This window comes from Micromonospora sp. RB23 (assembly GCF_053585025.1).
In genome coordinates, this window is sequence record NZ_CM132111.1 from 1,860,257 (window position 1) to 1,874,153 (window position 13,897).

13 protein-coding genes and 1 pseudogene are annotated in these 13,897 nt (G+C 70.2%); 6 read left to right on the forward strand and 8 right to left on the reverse strand.

Translation table 11 applies throughout. From position 1 onward, the window contains the following. The first annotated feature begins 120 nt into the window (after positions 1-120). Both recA and ACTFTM_RS08620 read left to right on the forward strand, forming a co-directional pair. Complete coding sequence (gene recA / locus ACTFTM_RS08615) at positions 121-1,167, forward strand: recombinase RecA (RefSeq protein WP_354884861.1); 1,047 nt, start codon at positions 121-123, stop codon at positions 1,165-1,167. Positions 1,168-1,181: 14 nt separating this feature from the next. Continuing rightward, positions 1,182-1,874 carry a regulatory protein RecX gene (locus ACTFTM_RS08620; protein WP_449565291.1) on the forward strand — a complete coding sequence of 231 codons (693 nt, stop codon included), beginning with the start codon at positions 1,182-1,184 and terminating at the stop codon, positions 1,872-1,874. Between the two features lie 31 nt (positions 1,875-1,905). Here ACTFTM_RS08620 and ACTFTM_RS08625 read toward each other — a convergent pair whose 3' ends face one another. Continuing rightward, complete coding sequence (locus ACTFTM_RS08625) at positions 1,906-2,496, reverse strand: hypothetical protein (RefSeq protein WP_449565292.1); 591 nt, start codon at positions 2,494-2,496, stop codon at positions 1,906-1,908. 614 nt (positions 2,497-3,110) lie between these two features. Here ACTFTM_RS08625 and rny point away from each other — a divergent pair. After that, entirely contained in the window at positions 3,111-4,877 is a 1,767-nt protein-coding gene (gene rny / locus ACTFTM_RS08630) for a ribonuclease Y (protein ID WP_449565293.1), read from the forward strand. Between the two features lie 147 nt (positions 4,878-5,024). Here the strand turns inward: rny and ACTFTM_RS08635 are convergent, their stop codons facing one another. The 4 genes from ACTFTM_RS08635 to ACTFTM_RS08650 all read right to left on the reverse strand — a co-directional run bounded on the left by ACTFTM_RS08635 (position 5,025) and on the right by ACTFTM_RS08650 (position 8,365). Further along, entirely contained in the window at positions 5,025-5,927 is a 903-nt protein-coding gene (locus ACTFTM_RS08635; protein WP_449565294.1) for an amino acid ABC transporter permease, read from the reverse strand. Further along, positions 5,927-6,601 (reverse strand): amino acid ABC transporter permease, encoded by a 675-nt coding sequence (locus tag ACTFTM_RS08640; protein ID WP_449565295.1) that lies wholly within the window; start codon positions 6,599-6,601, stop codon positions 5,927-5,929. Before ACTFTM_RS08640 ends, ACTFTM_RS08635 begins: the two co-directional genes overlap by 1 nt. Positions 6,602-6,685: 84 nt before the next feature. Next, complete coding sequence (locus tag ACTFTM_RS08645) at positions 6,686-7,552, reverse strand: glutamate ABC transporter substrate-binding protein (RefSeq protein ID WP_449565296.1); 867 nt, start codon at positions 7,550-7,552, stop codon at positions 6,686-6,688. 57 nt (positions 7,553-7,609) lie between these two features. Beyond that, the gene (locus ACTFTM_RS08650; protein WP_449565297.1) at positions 7,610-8,365 is read right to left on the reverse strand and encodes an amino acid ABC transporter ATP-binding protein; all 756 of its coding nucleotides are present in this window, start codon (positions 8,363-8,365) and stop codon (positions 7,610-7,612) included. A 195-nt stretch (positions 8,366-8,560) separates the two neighbouring features. Between ACTFTM_RS08650 and selD the strand changes: the two genes are divergently transcribed. After that, positions 8,561-9,550 carry a selenide, water dikinase SelD gene (gene selD / locus ACTFTM_RS08655; protein ID WP_449565298.1) on the forward strand — a complete coding sequence of 330 codons (990 nt, stop codon included), beginning with the start codon at positions 8,561-8,563 and terminating at the stop codon, positions 9,548-9,550. 215 nt (positions 9,551-9,765) lie between these two features. Continuing rightward, on the forward strand, positions 9,766-10,245 hold the full coding sequence (locus ACTFTM_RS08660; protein ID WP_449565299.1) for a hypothetical protein: 480 nt from the start codon (positions 9,766-9,768) through the stop codon (positions 10,243-10,245). 123 nt (positions 10,246-10,368) lie between these two features. Here the strand turns inward: ACTFTM_RS08660 and ACTFTM_RS08665 are convergent, their stop codons facing one another. Then, a complete protein-coding gene (locus ACTFTM_RS08665) occupies positions 10,369-10,623 on the reverse strand; it encodes a DUF2277 family protein (protein ID WP_449565300.1) in 255 nt (84 codons plus the stop codon). Between the two features lie 56 nt (positions 10,624-10,679). On the opposite strand from ACTFTM_RS08665, the gene miaB reads away from it, so the two are divergent. Then, positions 10,680-12,179 carry a tRNA (N6-isopentenyl adenosine(37)-C2)-methylthiotransferase MiaB gene (gene miaB / locus ACTFTM_RS08670; protein ID WP_449565301.1) on the forward strand — a complete coding sequence of 500 codons (1,500 nt, stop codon included), beginning with the start codon at positions 10,680-10,682 and terminating at the stop codon, positions 12,177-12,179. Positions 12,180-12,223: 44 nt separating this feature from the next. Here miaB and ACTFTM_RS08675 read toward each other — a convergent pair whose 3' ends face one another. Next, a complete protein-coding gene (locus ACTFTM_RS08675; protein ID WP_449566580.1) occupies positions 12,224-13,114 on the reverse strand; it encodes a pectate lyase family protein in 891 nt (296 codons plus the stop codon). Positions 13,115-13,207: 93 nt separating this feature from the next. After that, positions 13,208-13,780: pseudogene (locus ACTFTM_RS08680) on the reverse strand (cellulose-binding domain-containing protein); the annotation flags it as partial. Positions 13,781-13,897: the final 117 nt, after the last annotated feature.

The following is a 13,897-nucleotide window of genomic DNA, read 5'->3' on the forward strand; positions in this document are numbered from 1 at the left end:
AGCGGGGTGCTCGTCCACAGCTCGCGGCCCGTCGGCTGGTTTTCTGTCGGACCTAGCGCCTAGCGTGTCCGCGTGACGCGAAGCTCAGCAAAGACGCCGGCGAAGGCAGGGGTGGCAACCATGGCAGCAGGGCCTGACCGGGAGAAGGCACTCGACCTTGCTCTCGCTCAGATTGACAAGCAGTTCGGCAAGGGTTCGGTGATGCGGCTGGGAGAGCGGCCGGTCGTCCAGACCGCCGTGATCCCGACCGGCTCCATCGCGCTCGATGTGGCGCTCGGCGTGGGCGGCCTGCCGCGCGGCCGGGTGGTCGAGATCTACGGCCCTGAGTCCAGCGGTAAGACCACGGTGGCCCTGCACTCGGTGGCCAGCGCCCAGCGGGCCGGCGGCATCGCGGCCTTCATCGACGCCGAGCACGCGCTCGACCCGGAGTACGCGAAGGCCCTCGGCGTCGACACCGACGCGATGCTGGTCTCGCAGCCGGACACGGGCGAGCAGGCGCTGGAGATCGCCGACATGCTGATCCGCTCGGGCGCGATCGACATCATCGTGATCGACTCGGTGGCGGCCCTGGTGCCGCGCGCCGAGATCGAGGGCGAGATGGGCGACAGCCACGTGGGTCTCCAGGCCCGGCTGATGAGCCAGGCGCTGCGCAAGATCACCGGTGTGCTCAGCAACACCGGCACCACGGCGATCTTCATCAACCAGCTCCGGGAAAAGATCGGCGTGATGTTCGGCAGCCCGGAGACCACGACCGGTGGTCGGGCGCTGAAGTTCTACGCCTCGGTCCGGCTCGACGTGCGCCGCATCGAGAGCCTCAAGGACGGCACCGACGTGGTCGGTAACCGCACCCGGGTCAAGGTCGTCAAGAACAAGGTCGCCGCGCCGTTCAAGCAGGCCGAGTTCGACATCATGTACGGCAAGGGCATCTCGCGCGAGGGCTCGCTGATCGACGTCGGCGTGGAGCAGGCGATCATCCGCAAGTCCGGCGCGTGGTACACGTACGACGGCGACCAGCTCGGCCAGGGCAAGGAGAAGGCTCGGGAGTTCCTGAAGGAGAACCCGGACGTGGCCGCCGAGATCGAGAAGAAGATCCTGGAGAAGCTCGGCGTCGGGGTCGGCGCGGGCGACGCCGCCGGTGGCCCGGAGCTGCCGCCGGTCGACTTCTGACCGGTCGCTGACCCATGGCAGGACGACGCGCTCGTACGGGGCGAGGCTGGGATGCCAGTCCGCCTCGTACGGGCGATGCCGCCGATCCGCCACGTCCCCGCCGGGGTGGCCGTAGGGCTGAGTCGCCGGCCGACGAGCAGGCGTCCACGCCACGCGACGAGTCCGAGGTGGCCCGCGAAATCTGCCTGCGCCAACTCGCCGTCCGGCCGCGTACCCGCGCCGAGCTGGCGGGGGCGCTGGCCAAGCGGGGCATCTCCGAGGAGGTGTCGGCCGAGGTGCTCGACCGGTACGACGAGGTCGGCATCATCGACGACGCCGCGTTCGCCCGAGCCTGGGTGTCGAGTCGACACTCCGGGCGTGGCCTCGCGCGCCGTGCCCTCGCCAACGAGCTGCGCCGCAAGGGCGTGGACGGCGAGGTGGCCACCGAGGCGTTGGGCGAGCTGGACGAGGAGACCGAGGCGGAGACCGCCCGCGCCCTCGTGGATCGCAAGCTGCGTACCGCCCGGGGTGAGCCGGACGCGGTCTTCCGTCGCCTGGTGGGCATGCTGGCCCGCAAGGGCTACCCGCCCGGTGTGGCGATCCGGGCGGTGAAGGACGCGCTCGCCGCGCAGAGCGCCGAGGCGGCCGAGTTCGCCGAGCAGATCGACGCCGACGCCCTGGCCGACGCCGAGGGCGAGATGGAGCGCGACAACCGCCCGATCGACTGAGCGGCGCTACGGCTGGGCCGCGGCTGTCGGGTCAGCGAGGAAAACGCAGACTCTCCACGATCAGGTCGCAGCCCGCCCGCATCTGCGTCGCCGGCAGCACCCCGTGCCGACACATGATCATGAATTCGTCGGTGCTGTCGGGGATGACGCCGAAGACCGTCACGTCATGGACGCCGGGAAACTCATCCATGTTCGCCATCGGCCCGGGAGGGAGCTTGTACGCGTCGATCCGGACGGCCTTCGCGCCGTCGAGCGTGAGCCGTTGGACCGCAGGATCCGATGGCACGACGGCGGGGTCGTCAACGAGGAACAGATCCATCGGGCTGCCCTCCACCGGGTTCGGCTCTGTGGTCATCACCATGACCAGGTCGCCCTCGCCCTCGCCCCCGGCCTTCGGGGAGATCTGGGTGCAGTCCGGTTCGCCCCGCGGCGGGCAGGGGCGCGCCGTCCAGTCCGCCGGTGCGGTGAAGCTCATCCGCCCGTCCGCGGTGCTGGTCCGTTCACCGGGCTCGAGCGCCGCCGTGTCATTCGAGCCGGTTGTCGCTCGCCAGTTGGCGAAGACCACCACCGCGCTGAACGACAACGCCAACACGCTCACGAACAGGAGCACCCTCCGCATCATGCGTGGACGGTAGGGGAAGGTCAGATGATCGACAATCCGCCGATGGTGCAGGTGCGTGGCCCGCGGAGGTGTACATGTATCGGGTCGCCGGCATCACAGAATCGGCTCCGGGCCGGGTGCCGCCAGCGCTGAACAGGCACGACACCCGAATCGAGGCGTCGGCTCGCCGCCTTTGTCCTGCCGTGTCCGACACGACATCAGCTTTGCGTGACGCTGCAACTTCTCTCCGTTCGGGGGGTTTGATCATGAGTCCTTGACCAGACCGCCCTCGGAGACCTAGCCTCGCCATACAGGCTCACATTGCCCGACCATCGCAGGCTAAGCGCACAACATAGATCTCGTAACAGAACAGCATCACTTTGGCCGGCTCCACGGCCTTTGGCGGCAGTTCCGGACTGGCCGGTCCGGCACGCCGCGACAACTGCACCCGGTCGCCGACGATGCCCGAGGGCACCGCCGGCGGAGAGAGCTACCCACGGCCAGTCGCTCCGGTCGGGCGTCCACAGCCGCAGGAGTGTGCCCTGGGCACAGTCGCTGCGGTCATGACGTTCAGGGGAGGCGGCCATGGCGGGGCGGCGGCACAGGTGCACGGACGGATCTCGCGGGGTTCCGGCATGAACGTCTTCGACGTGGTGCTCCTCGCGGCCGTCCTGGTCCTCGCCGTGGTCGTGGTCGGGGCGGTGCTGGTCGGCATCCGGACGCTGCGCCGGATCGGCTCGGCGCCCGTTCCGGAGGACCCCGCGTTCATCGCCGAGAAGGACCGTCAGGAGCAGTCCCTGGCCGCCCTGCGCGACGCGGCCGACCAGGCGAACAGCACCATCGACGTGGCGAAGTCCGCGGCCTCCGCCGCCCGTGCCGAGGCGGCGGCGGCCAAGGCCGAGGCGAAGGCCGCCCGAGCCGAGGCCCGGCGAGTGCTCGACGACGCCCGCGCCGAGGCGGACACCGTGCTCGAACGGGCGCACAAGCAGGCCGAGGCGGACGCCGAGCAGCTCCGCACGACGGCGCGCCGCAGCGGCGAGCGGGAGGTCGCGGTGCTCGCCGCCACCACCCGCGAACAGGCCGCGGAGGTGGAACGGCGGGCGGCCCGGATGGACGAGCGGGAGCGGCTGCACACCGAGGAGGTCGAGCGGTTCGCCGAGCGGGAGCGGCAGCTCACCGCGGCGAGCGCCGCCCTCGCGGCCCGGGAGTCCGCGCTCGCTCAGCGCGAAACCGAACTGGCCGAGGCCGAGGAGCTGCGCCGCCGCGAGTTGGAGCGGGTGGCCGGCCTCACCGCCGAATCCGCCCGGCTCGAGCTGATCGAGGCGATCGAGACGTCCGCCAAGCGGGAGGCGGCGCTCCTGGTGCGCGACATCGAGTCCGACGCGCGCAACACCGCCGAGCAGCGGGCCCGACACATCGTGGTGGATGCGATCCAGCGGGTCGCCAGCGAGCAGACCGCGGAGAGCGTGGTCAGCGTCCTGCACCTGCCCGGGGACGAGATGAAGGGCCGCATCATCGGCCGCGAGGGCCGCAACATCCGCGCCTTCGAGTCGGTGACCGGCGTCAACCTGATCATCGACGACACCCCCGAGGCGGTGCTGCTCTCCTGCTTCGACCCGGTGCGCCGCGAGGTCGGCCGGCTCACGCTGGAGAAGCTCGTGCTGGACGGGCGGATCCACCCGCACCGGATCGAGGAGGTCTACGACCTGGCCCGCCAGGAGGTGGAGCAGCTCTGCCTGCGCGCCGCCGAGGACGCCCTGGTCGAGGTCGGCATCACCGAGATCCACCCGGAGCTGGTGACCCTGCTGGGCCGGCTGCGCTACCGCACCTCGTACGGGCAGAACGTGCTCAAGCACCTGGTCGAGACCGCGCACATCGCCGGCATCATGGCCGCCGAGCTGCGGCTGGACGTGCCCACCATCAAGCGGTCGGCGTTCCTGCACGACATCGGCAAGGCGCTCACCCACGAGGTCGAGGGCAGCCACGCCATCATCGGCGCCGACCTGGCCCGCAAGTACGGCGAGCACGAGGATGTGGTGCACGCCATCGAGGCGCACCACAACGAGGTGCCGCCGCAGACCATCGAGGCCGTCCTCACCCAGGCTTCCGACGCCTGCTCCGGCGGTCGGCCCGGCGCGCGGCGGGAGAGCCTCGAGGCGTACGTCAAGCGGCTGGAGCGGATCGAGGAGATCGCGGCCGGCAAGCTCGGCGTGGACAAGGTCTTCGCCATGCAGGCCGGCCGGGAGATCCGGGTGATGGTCAAGCCGGACGACGTGGACGACATCGGGGCGGCCGTGCTGGCCCGCGACGTGGCCAAGCAGATCGAGGAGGAGCTGACCTACCCGGGCCAGATCCGGGTCACCGTGGTCCGCGAGTCCCGGGTCACCGAGATCGCCCGCTGAACCCGGCGGTGCCGCCCAGGGTGGCGCCGATTGATCAACACCAGGTCCGCGATATCGGGGTATCCCGCTGCCGGTGATACCCCGATAGACGCGATGTGGAGTCGATCGCGCCGAGCCGCCGGCTTCTGCCGGTTGGCCGGCTTCGCGTCAGCCCTGCGGTTCGGCCACGGTGACCGCGCCGGCCCCGTCGGTGCCGGTGACCCGGTCGGCACCGGTGGCCACCCGGCGCTGTGCGCGGAAGCCGCGTCGCTGGCTGCGCCGGTCCAGCCAGTTCGCCAGGGCGGTGAGCAGCGAGTTGATCACGATGTAGATCGCCGCTGCCACGATCGCCGCGGCAACGATGTTGCCCTTGTTCGCGGCGAGGTCGTTGACCCCGCGCTGGAGCAGTTCCGGGTAGGCGACGATGTAGCCGAGCGCGGTGTCCTTGAGTAGGACCACGAGTTGGCTGACGATGACCGGCAGCATCGCCCGGGCCGCCTGCGGGATGAGGATCAGCTGCATGACCTGGCTCTTGCGCATCCCGATCGCGTACCCGGCCTCGGACTGGCCACCCGGCAGCGAGCGGATCCCGGCGCGGAACGCCTCCGCGAGGACCGAGCCGTTGTACAGGGTCAGCCCGATCACGACGGCCCAGAAGGCGGTCACCGGCGCCTGGATCAGGAAAGGCACGCCGTAGAAGACGAAGAAGATCATGATGAGTAGCGGAACGGCACGGAAGAACTCGACCACGGCGCCAGCGGGGATGCTGATCCAGCGGCGCTCGGAGAGCCGGCCGACCGCGAAGACGATGCCGAAGGTCAGCGAGAGCACCATGCCGACCGCGGCCGCCCACAGCGTGGCGCGCAGGCCGGGCCAGATGAACTGGGTCCAGGTCGCCGCCTCGGCGAAGGGCTTCCAGAGCGCGCCCTCCCACTGGCCCGCCTCGTCGAACTTCGCGTAGACCCACCACAGCAGTCCGGCCAGGGCGACTCCGAAGACGACGGTCAGCACCGCGTTCCGGATCTTTGCCCGGGGCCCCGGGTGGTCGTAGAGGACGGAGTCGGTGCTCATCAGCGCTTCACCGCCAGTCGGTTGGCCAGCCAGCCGAAGATGTAGCCGGTGGGGATCAGGAACGCGGCGAAGGTGCCGGCGAAGACCAGGAAGATCGGGATGACCGCGTCGCCGTTGCTGTTGATGAGGTCCTTCATCACGGTCGAGGACTCCATCAACCCGATCGTCCCGACGATCGTGGCGTTCTTGCAGAGCGCGATCAGGATGCTGCCCAGCGGCGCGATCACGGAACGTGTGGCCTGGGGCAGCACCACGATCCGGAGCGTCTGGGCGAAGGTGAGGCCGATCGCCCGGGCCGCCTCGGCCTGCCCGGTGGGCACCGTGTTGATGCCCGATCGCAGCGCCTCGCAGACGAACGCGCCCGTGTACACCGACAGCCCGATGACGCCGAGCCAGAAGTTGTTCCGGTTCAGGTCGTCGGAGAGGCTCAACCCGAGTGTGGAGTACAACCCGAAGAAGCAGAAGAAGATGACCAGCGTGAGTGGCGTGTTGCGGAAGATGTTCACCCAGGCCGTGCCGAAGCCGCGCAGTACCGGCACGGGCGAGACCCGCATGGCGGCGAGTAACACGCCGAGGACCAGCGCGAACACCGCCGACGCGCCGGTCAGCTTGAGGATCCAGAGAAAGCCCGACAGGTAGGCGTCGAAGTTAGTCGGATCAGCGAATACGTGCACGCGTCGGCTCCCAGAGGCAGGTCGTCGGCGTCGTCACGGGTCAGGGGCCGACACCCGGTCGCGGGTGTCGGCCCCTGAAACCGATCAGACGCTGCCGCAGTTGGTCAGCTTGGTGGTGTCCAGCTCGGGCGCGGCCTTGCCGCTCTTGCCCAGGGTGGCGTCCCAGGCGGCCTTGTAGGTGCCGTCCGAGGCGGCGGTCTTCAGGATCTCGTTGACCTTCTCGCAGCCGTCCTTGTCGTCCTTCTTCAGACCGATGCCGTAGGGCTCGCTGGAGAAGGTCTTGCCGACGACCTTGAACTTGCCGGCGTACTGGGACTGCGCGGCATAGCCGGCGAGGATGATGTCATCGGTGGTGATGGCGTCAACCTGGCCGTTCTCCAGCAGCGGCAGACACTTCGAGTACGAGTCGAACAACTGGAGCTTGGCCTTCGGGTAGTCGCTCTGGATCCGCTTGGCCGGGGTGGACGCCGAGACCGAGCAGACCTTCTTGCCTTCGAGACCCTCCGGACCGGCGATGGTCGAGTCGGCCTTCACGAGCAGGTCCTGACCGGCGATGAAGTACGGGCCGGCGAAGTTGACCTTCTGCTTGCGCTCGTCGTTGATGGTGTAGGTCGCCACCACCAGGTCGACGGTGCCCTGCTGGATGAACGGCTCCCGGTTGGAGGAGACCGTCGTCTTCCACTCGATGTTGTTCGCGTCGACGCCGAGGCCCTTGGCCACGATCTTGCCGATCTCGATGTCGAAGCCCTCGTACTGGCTGCCGGTCTGTAGGCCCAGGCCCGGCTGGTCGGCCTTGACGCCGATCACGAGCTTCTTCTGGTTCTGCGCCTTGCCGACGATGCCCTTGGCGCCCGAGCTGCCGGTGCTGCCGCCTTCGTCTCCGCCGCAGGCGGTCATGGTGACGGCCAGAGCCGCGACCGCGGCGACTGCCGCAACGCGCGTCATACGCATACTCTTCTCCTTCTTCGACGGAGCCCGCCCCTGTGCGGCGCGCTCCACTACGGACGCCTAGTGCGTGAGGATCTTGGAGAGGAAGTCCTTGGCCCGGTCGCTGCGCGGGTTCGCGAAGAACTCCGCGGGAGGGGCGTCCTCGACCAGTTGGCCGTCGGCCATGAAGATGACCCGGTTGGCGGCGTGCCGCGCGAAGCCCATCTCGTGGGTGACCACGACCATGGTCATGCCGTCGCGCGCCAGCGACGTCATCACGTCCAGCACCTCGCCGACCATCTCCGGGTCGAGGGCGCTGGTCGGCTCGTCGAACAGCATCGCCTTGGGCTGCATGGCCAGGGCGCGGGCGATCGCCGCCCGCTGTTGCTGGCCGCCGGAGAGCTGCGCGGGGAACTTGTCCGCCTGGTTGGCGATCCCGACCCGGTCGAGCAGCGCCAGACCGCGTTCGCGGGCCACGGCGGGCTTCTCCTTGCGGACCTTTATCGGCCCGAGGGTGACGTTCTCCAGGATGGTCTTGTGGGCGAAGAGGTTGAAGGACTGGAAGACCATGCCCACCTCGCTGCGCAGTCGGGCGAGGGGCTTGCCCTCGGCCGGCAGCGGCTGACCGTCGAAGGTGATGGTGCCGGAGTTGATCGGTTCCAGTCTGTTGATGGTGCGGCACAGCGTCGACTTGCCGGAGCCGGACGGGCCGATGACCACGACCACCTCGCCCCGACCCACCGACAGCGAGACGTCGTCCAGCACGTGCAGCGGTCCGAACCACTTGTTGACCGCGTCCAGCACGATGAGCGGTTCGCCCGTCGTCACGTCGTCCACCGTCCCTGTCGTCTCCCCGGATCGGGGTCGGTCGACCCCCGGTTGGGCAACTGTAGGCGGCGTGATGTGGCGGAACGCAACCCAGTTGGTCACGGAGCGGTAACACCGGTCACGATCGTCGTCGGGGGTCCGGTTTCGGTCACCGAGGAGACCGCGACGGTGGCGGCGGCGCCGGGTAGCCGAGATCATGGGGAGATGACCGAACCCGTACGGCTGACCCGTTACGCGCGCGGCGGCGGCTGCGCCTGCAAGATCCCGCCGGGCGAGTTGGAGACCATGGTCGCGGGTCTCGGCCCGGCCACCGGTACCGCCGAACTGCTCGTCGGTCTGGACCACGGCGACGACGCCGCGGTGGTCCGGCTGGACGAGCGCACGGGCCTGGTCAGCACCGCGGACTTCTTCACCCCGGTCGTCGACGACGCGTACGACTGGGGGCGCATCGCCGCGGCCAACGCGTTGTCCGACGTGTACGCGATGGGCGGCACCCCGCTGGTGGCGCTGAACCTGCTCTGCTGGCCGCGTGACGTGCTGCCGCTGGAACTGGCGCGGGAGGTGCTGCGCGGCGGCCAGGACGTGGCCCGGGAGGCGGGCTGTCACCTGGCCGGCGGGCACAGCGTGGACGACGACGGTCCGAAGTACGGGCTCGCGGTCACCGGCACCGTACGCCCGGAGGAGCTGATCACTCTGGACGCCGGCCGGGCCGGGATACCGCTGTCCCTGACCAAGCCGCTCGGCGTGGGCGTGCTCAACACCCGGCACAAGGCCACCGGCGAGAGCTTCCCCGAGGCGGTGGCCTCGATGAGCGCGCTGAACCGGGACGCGGCCCGCGCGGCGGTCGCCGCCGGCATCCGGTGCGGGACCGACGTGACCGGGTTCGGCCTGCTCGGGCATGCCTCGAAGTTGGCCCGTGCCAGCCGGCTGACGGTGGCCATCGACACGGCCCGGGTGCCGTACCTGGCGGGCGCGCGGGAGGCGCTACGTGACGGGTACGTCAGCGGCGGTAGCCGGCGCAACCTGGAGTGGGTCACCCCGTGGACGGACTTCGGCGCGGCCGACGAGGGGGAGCGGCTGCTGCTGGCCGACGCGCAGACGTCCGGAGGTCTGCTGGTGGCCGGTGAGCTGCCGGGCGCGCCCGTGGTCGGTGAGTTGCTGCCGCGCGGGGAGAACCTGGTCGTCCTGCGCTGACCGGCGTCGGGACACGCGGTCCGGGTGGTTCGGTCGGCGCACGATACCCGATAAACTGTCACCTTCCCGCTACTCGGAGCAATGCCGCTCAGGGAAATTTTGCCCGGAATGGTCACAGACCGGTAACTTGCCCCCGGCTGAGGTCATATGCCCCCCACCATCGTCAGTAAGGCCCGATCCGGAGGCCGGTGGGACGAACGCAGCGAGGAGGCGGAATGACCGAGCTGTGGAACTGGAGAATCGACCGGGTACGACCCGTGGAGGTCTACCCGGCGCTGGCCGAGGCGCTCGGTCGGGTGGTGATGCCGCTGGCGGCGGCGGACCCGGCGCGACTGCCGGCGTACGCGGTGGTGTGTGACGTCTGGCAGGCGCCGGGCGAGTTCCCGACGGTGATCGACTGTTACGGGGTGCCCGAGCGGCTCTCCGAGCACGCCAGCATCGCCGCGTTGGCCCGGCTGCTGGGCCGGGACTGCCTGCTGCGGGACGACACGCTCGACGCCAGCCGGCACCTGCTCGTCGCACCGGACGGCACGGTCCGCCCGGTGCACTTCGACGTCCGGGACACCGACGACGGCGAGGTGCTCAGCAAGCGGCGGCTCTGCTCGGTGGGCGACCCGGGCTGCCGGGGCTGGTCGCAGTGTCACCGCTCCCGCTGGGCGCCCGACACCGTCGCGCCGGTCCTCGCCGCCGCCTGACCGCCACCGAAGCCGGCCGGGCCGCTCAAGCCGAGCCGGCCGGGCCGCTCGAGACCCAGCCGGCCGGGCCGCTCAAGCCGAGCCGGCCGGGCCGCTCGAAACCCAGCCGGCCGGGCCGGGGCGTCAGCCGCGCCCGGTGGCGGTGGCGGCCGGTCGATCGGCGGCGTTCGAGCCGCCCCGCACGACGAGCTGGTCGAGCAGGGTGCGGGTGGCTTCGGTCACGGCGGCGACGGCGGCCTCGAACGCGGCGGCGTTGTGCGCGGCGGGCGCCCGGAAGCCGGAGATCTTCCGGACGTACTGCAACGCCGCCGCCTCGACGTCCGCGTCGGTCACCTGCGGGGTGAACGGCTCCCGCAAGGTCTTGATGCTTCGGCACATGTCGGGTGCTCCTCGGTTCGGGGTGATCCGGTCGACCCGGATACGCTGTCCTGGTCATGACTACCGCAGCGGCGGGCAGCCCGCGCACCTACCAGGTGCGCACCTACGGCTGCCAGATGAACGTGCACGACTCCGAGCGCATCTCCGGCCTGCTCGAACAGGCCGGCTACGTGCGCGCGCCCCAGGCCGAGGACGCCCCCGACATCGTCGTCTTCAACACCTGCGCGGTGCGGGAGAACGCCGACAACCGGCTGTACGGCAACCTCGGTCATCTGCGCCCCGTGAAGGACAAGCACCCGGGGATGCAGATCGCCGTCGGTGGTTGCCTGGCGCAGAAGGACCGTGGCGAGATCGTCCGCAAGGCGCCCTGGGTGGACGTGGTCTTCGGCACGCACAACATCGGCGCGCTGCCGGTCCTGCTGGAACGGGCCCGGCACAACGCCGCCGCCGAGGTGGAGATCCTGGAGTCGCTGGACGTCTTCCCGTCCACGCTGCCGACCCGCCGCGAATCCACGTACGCCGGCTGGGTCTCCATCTCGGTGGGCTGCAACAACACCTGCACGTTCTGCATCGTGCCCTCCCTGCGCGGCAAGGAGAAGGACCGCCGCCCCGGCGACATCCTCTCCGAGGTGCGCGCGCTTGTCGACGAGGGCGTGCTGGAGGTGACGCTGCTCGGGCAGAACGTCAACTCGTACGGCGTCGAGTTCGGCGACCGGTACGCGTTCGGCAAGCTGCTGCGCGCGACCGGTGAGATCGACGGCCTGGAACGGGTCCGGTTCACGAGCCCGCACCCGAAGGACTTCACCGACGACGTGATCGCCGCCATGGCGGAGACCCCGAACGTGTGCCACTCGCTGCACATGCCGTTGCAGTCGGGTTCCGACGACGTGTTGAGGGCGATGCGCCGGTCGTACCGCTCCGAGCGGTATCTGGGGATCATCGAGAAGGTCCGGGCGGCGATGCCGGACGCGGCGATCACCACCGACATCATCGTCGGCTTCCCGGGTGAGACCGAGGCCGACTTCCAGCGCACGCTGGACGTGGTGCGCGAGGCCCGCTTCTCGTCGGCCTTCACCTTCCAGTACTCCAAGCGCCCCGGCACCCCCGCCGCGACCATGGACGGCCAACTGCCCAAGCAGGTCGTGCAGGAGCGCTACGAGCGGCTGATCTCCTGCGTCGAGGAGATCACCTGGGCGGAGAACAAGCGCCTCGTGGGGGAGACCGTCGAGGTGCTGGTCGCGGTCGGCGAGGGTCGCAAGGACGAGCGGACCGGGCGGCTGTCCGGCCGGGCCCGCGACGGCCGGCTCGTGCACTTCGACGCCGGCAGCTTCGCCGGGTCGATCCGGCCCGGCGACATCGTGCACACCGAGATCACGTACGCCGCCCCGCACCACCTCAACGCCGACGGCGCGCCCCTGTCGCACCGCCGGACCCGGGCCGGTGACGCCGCCGAGGCCGGCCGCTCCCCGCGTACCCCCGGGGTGTTGCTTCCACTGCCCACGGTCGGTGCCCCGGCCGCGACGCCCGCGCCGACCACCGGCTGCGCAGCGCACTGACCCGGTCGGGGCCCGCCGGCACGGCGGACCCCGACCGACCACGGTCAGACCGTGATACGACCCGCGCCGGCGCCGCCGGTCACGATGGACTTGACGTTGCTCGCGGTGTCCAGTTGGTACGAGTACGGGATGCTGCCGACGCTGCCACCGGTCTGGCCGGCGGGGGAGTTGACGAAGTGGTTGTTCCGGGCGACCAGTCGGCCCGGCCCGGAGTCGGCCTCGCCGAGGTGGTACGTGTCGGGGACGTTCTCGAAGTAGTTGCCCTCGACGAGCACGCCCGCGTTCTCTGTGGAGGCCACGCCGTAGCCGGTGTTGGCCCGGTAGTAGTTGTTGTAGACGTGCACCGGGTTGCCGAAGCGCACCCGGGGGTTGCGCTGCTTGCTGCCGTCGAACCAGTTGTGGTGGTACGTCACCCGCAGGTGCCCGGTGTCCTGGGCGCCGTTGTCGTCGCTGTGGCCGAGCAGCATGGTCTTGTCGTGGTTGAAGACCCGATTCCACGACACGGTGACGAAGTCCGAGCCGCGCTTGATGTCGACCGCGCCGTCGTACCCGTTGCTGAAGGTGTTGTGGTCGATCCAGATGTTGGTGGCCGACTCCTGCACGTTGATCGCGTCGTCGTTCCAGTCCCGGAAGGTCAGGTTCCGGATGATGACGTTGCGGTCACCGCTGACGTTGAGTCCACAGCCGACGATCGTCGCGCCGGAGTTGCCGAGGATGGTCTTGTTGGACCGGACCCGCAGCATTCCCGAACAGGAGATGGTGCCGGACACCCGGATCACCGCCGACCCGGTCGCGTTCAGCGCGCTGGTGAGCGCCGAGGCGTTCGTCACGGTGGTCGCCGGTGCGCCCCCGCCGCCGGTGGTGCCGCCGTTCTGGGTGGCCCAGCCGACCAGGCCGGTCTGCGGCGGAACGCTGGGCGGCGACTGGCTGGGGATCGGTGGGGTGGTGGGCGTGCCCGGGGTGGTCGGTGGTGCGGTGGTCGGTGTGGTGGTGGTCGGTGTGGTGGTGCCGCCGGTGCACGCCACGTTGTTCAGGGTGAAGCTGGTCGGGGCCGGGTTGCTGGAGTTGTTCCAGCTCGCGTTGAAGCCGAACGAGGCGCTGCCGTTGGTGGCCAGGCCGCCGTTGTAGTCGACGTTGGCGGCGGACACCTCGCTGCCGCTCTGCGTGACGGTGGCCCCCCATGCCTGGCTGACCTGCTGGCCGGCCCCGTACGACCAGCGCAGCGTCCACCCGGAGACCGGGTCGCCGAGGTTGGTGACCGTGACGTTGCCGGTGAACCCGCCCGGCCACTGGCTGGCGACCGAGTAGGCGACCTGACAGCCGGCTGCCGCCTGGGCCGATACGGCCGTCAGGAGACCGCCGATGACCAGCGCGGCGGCCGCGGCGGCGGTGGTGGCGAGCAGCGTCGTTCGACGCTGTGCTGTGCGCATGCTGCTTCCCTTCGATGAGGCGGACACACCGTTGCGACGCCCATGCCCGTGGGCGGCGAGGTGGGCCGGGATCTCAAGGTCCCGGGGTCCGCCGGTGCGGTTCGGTGCGGAGAGCGGCTCCCGCGCTCGCGCCGGCCGCGACGGAGGCAAGCGCTTTCCCGATGGAAACATAGAAGGACCTGGATGTAAATGCTCCGTGTGGCCGGGGCGCGGTCGCTCCGCACCCCAGTTGGTGCCCGCCCGGCCCGAGGTGGCCGACGCCCTCGGCGTGGGCGCCGACCACCTCGG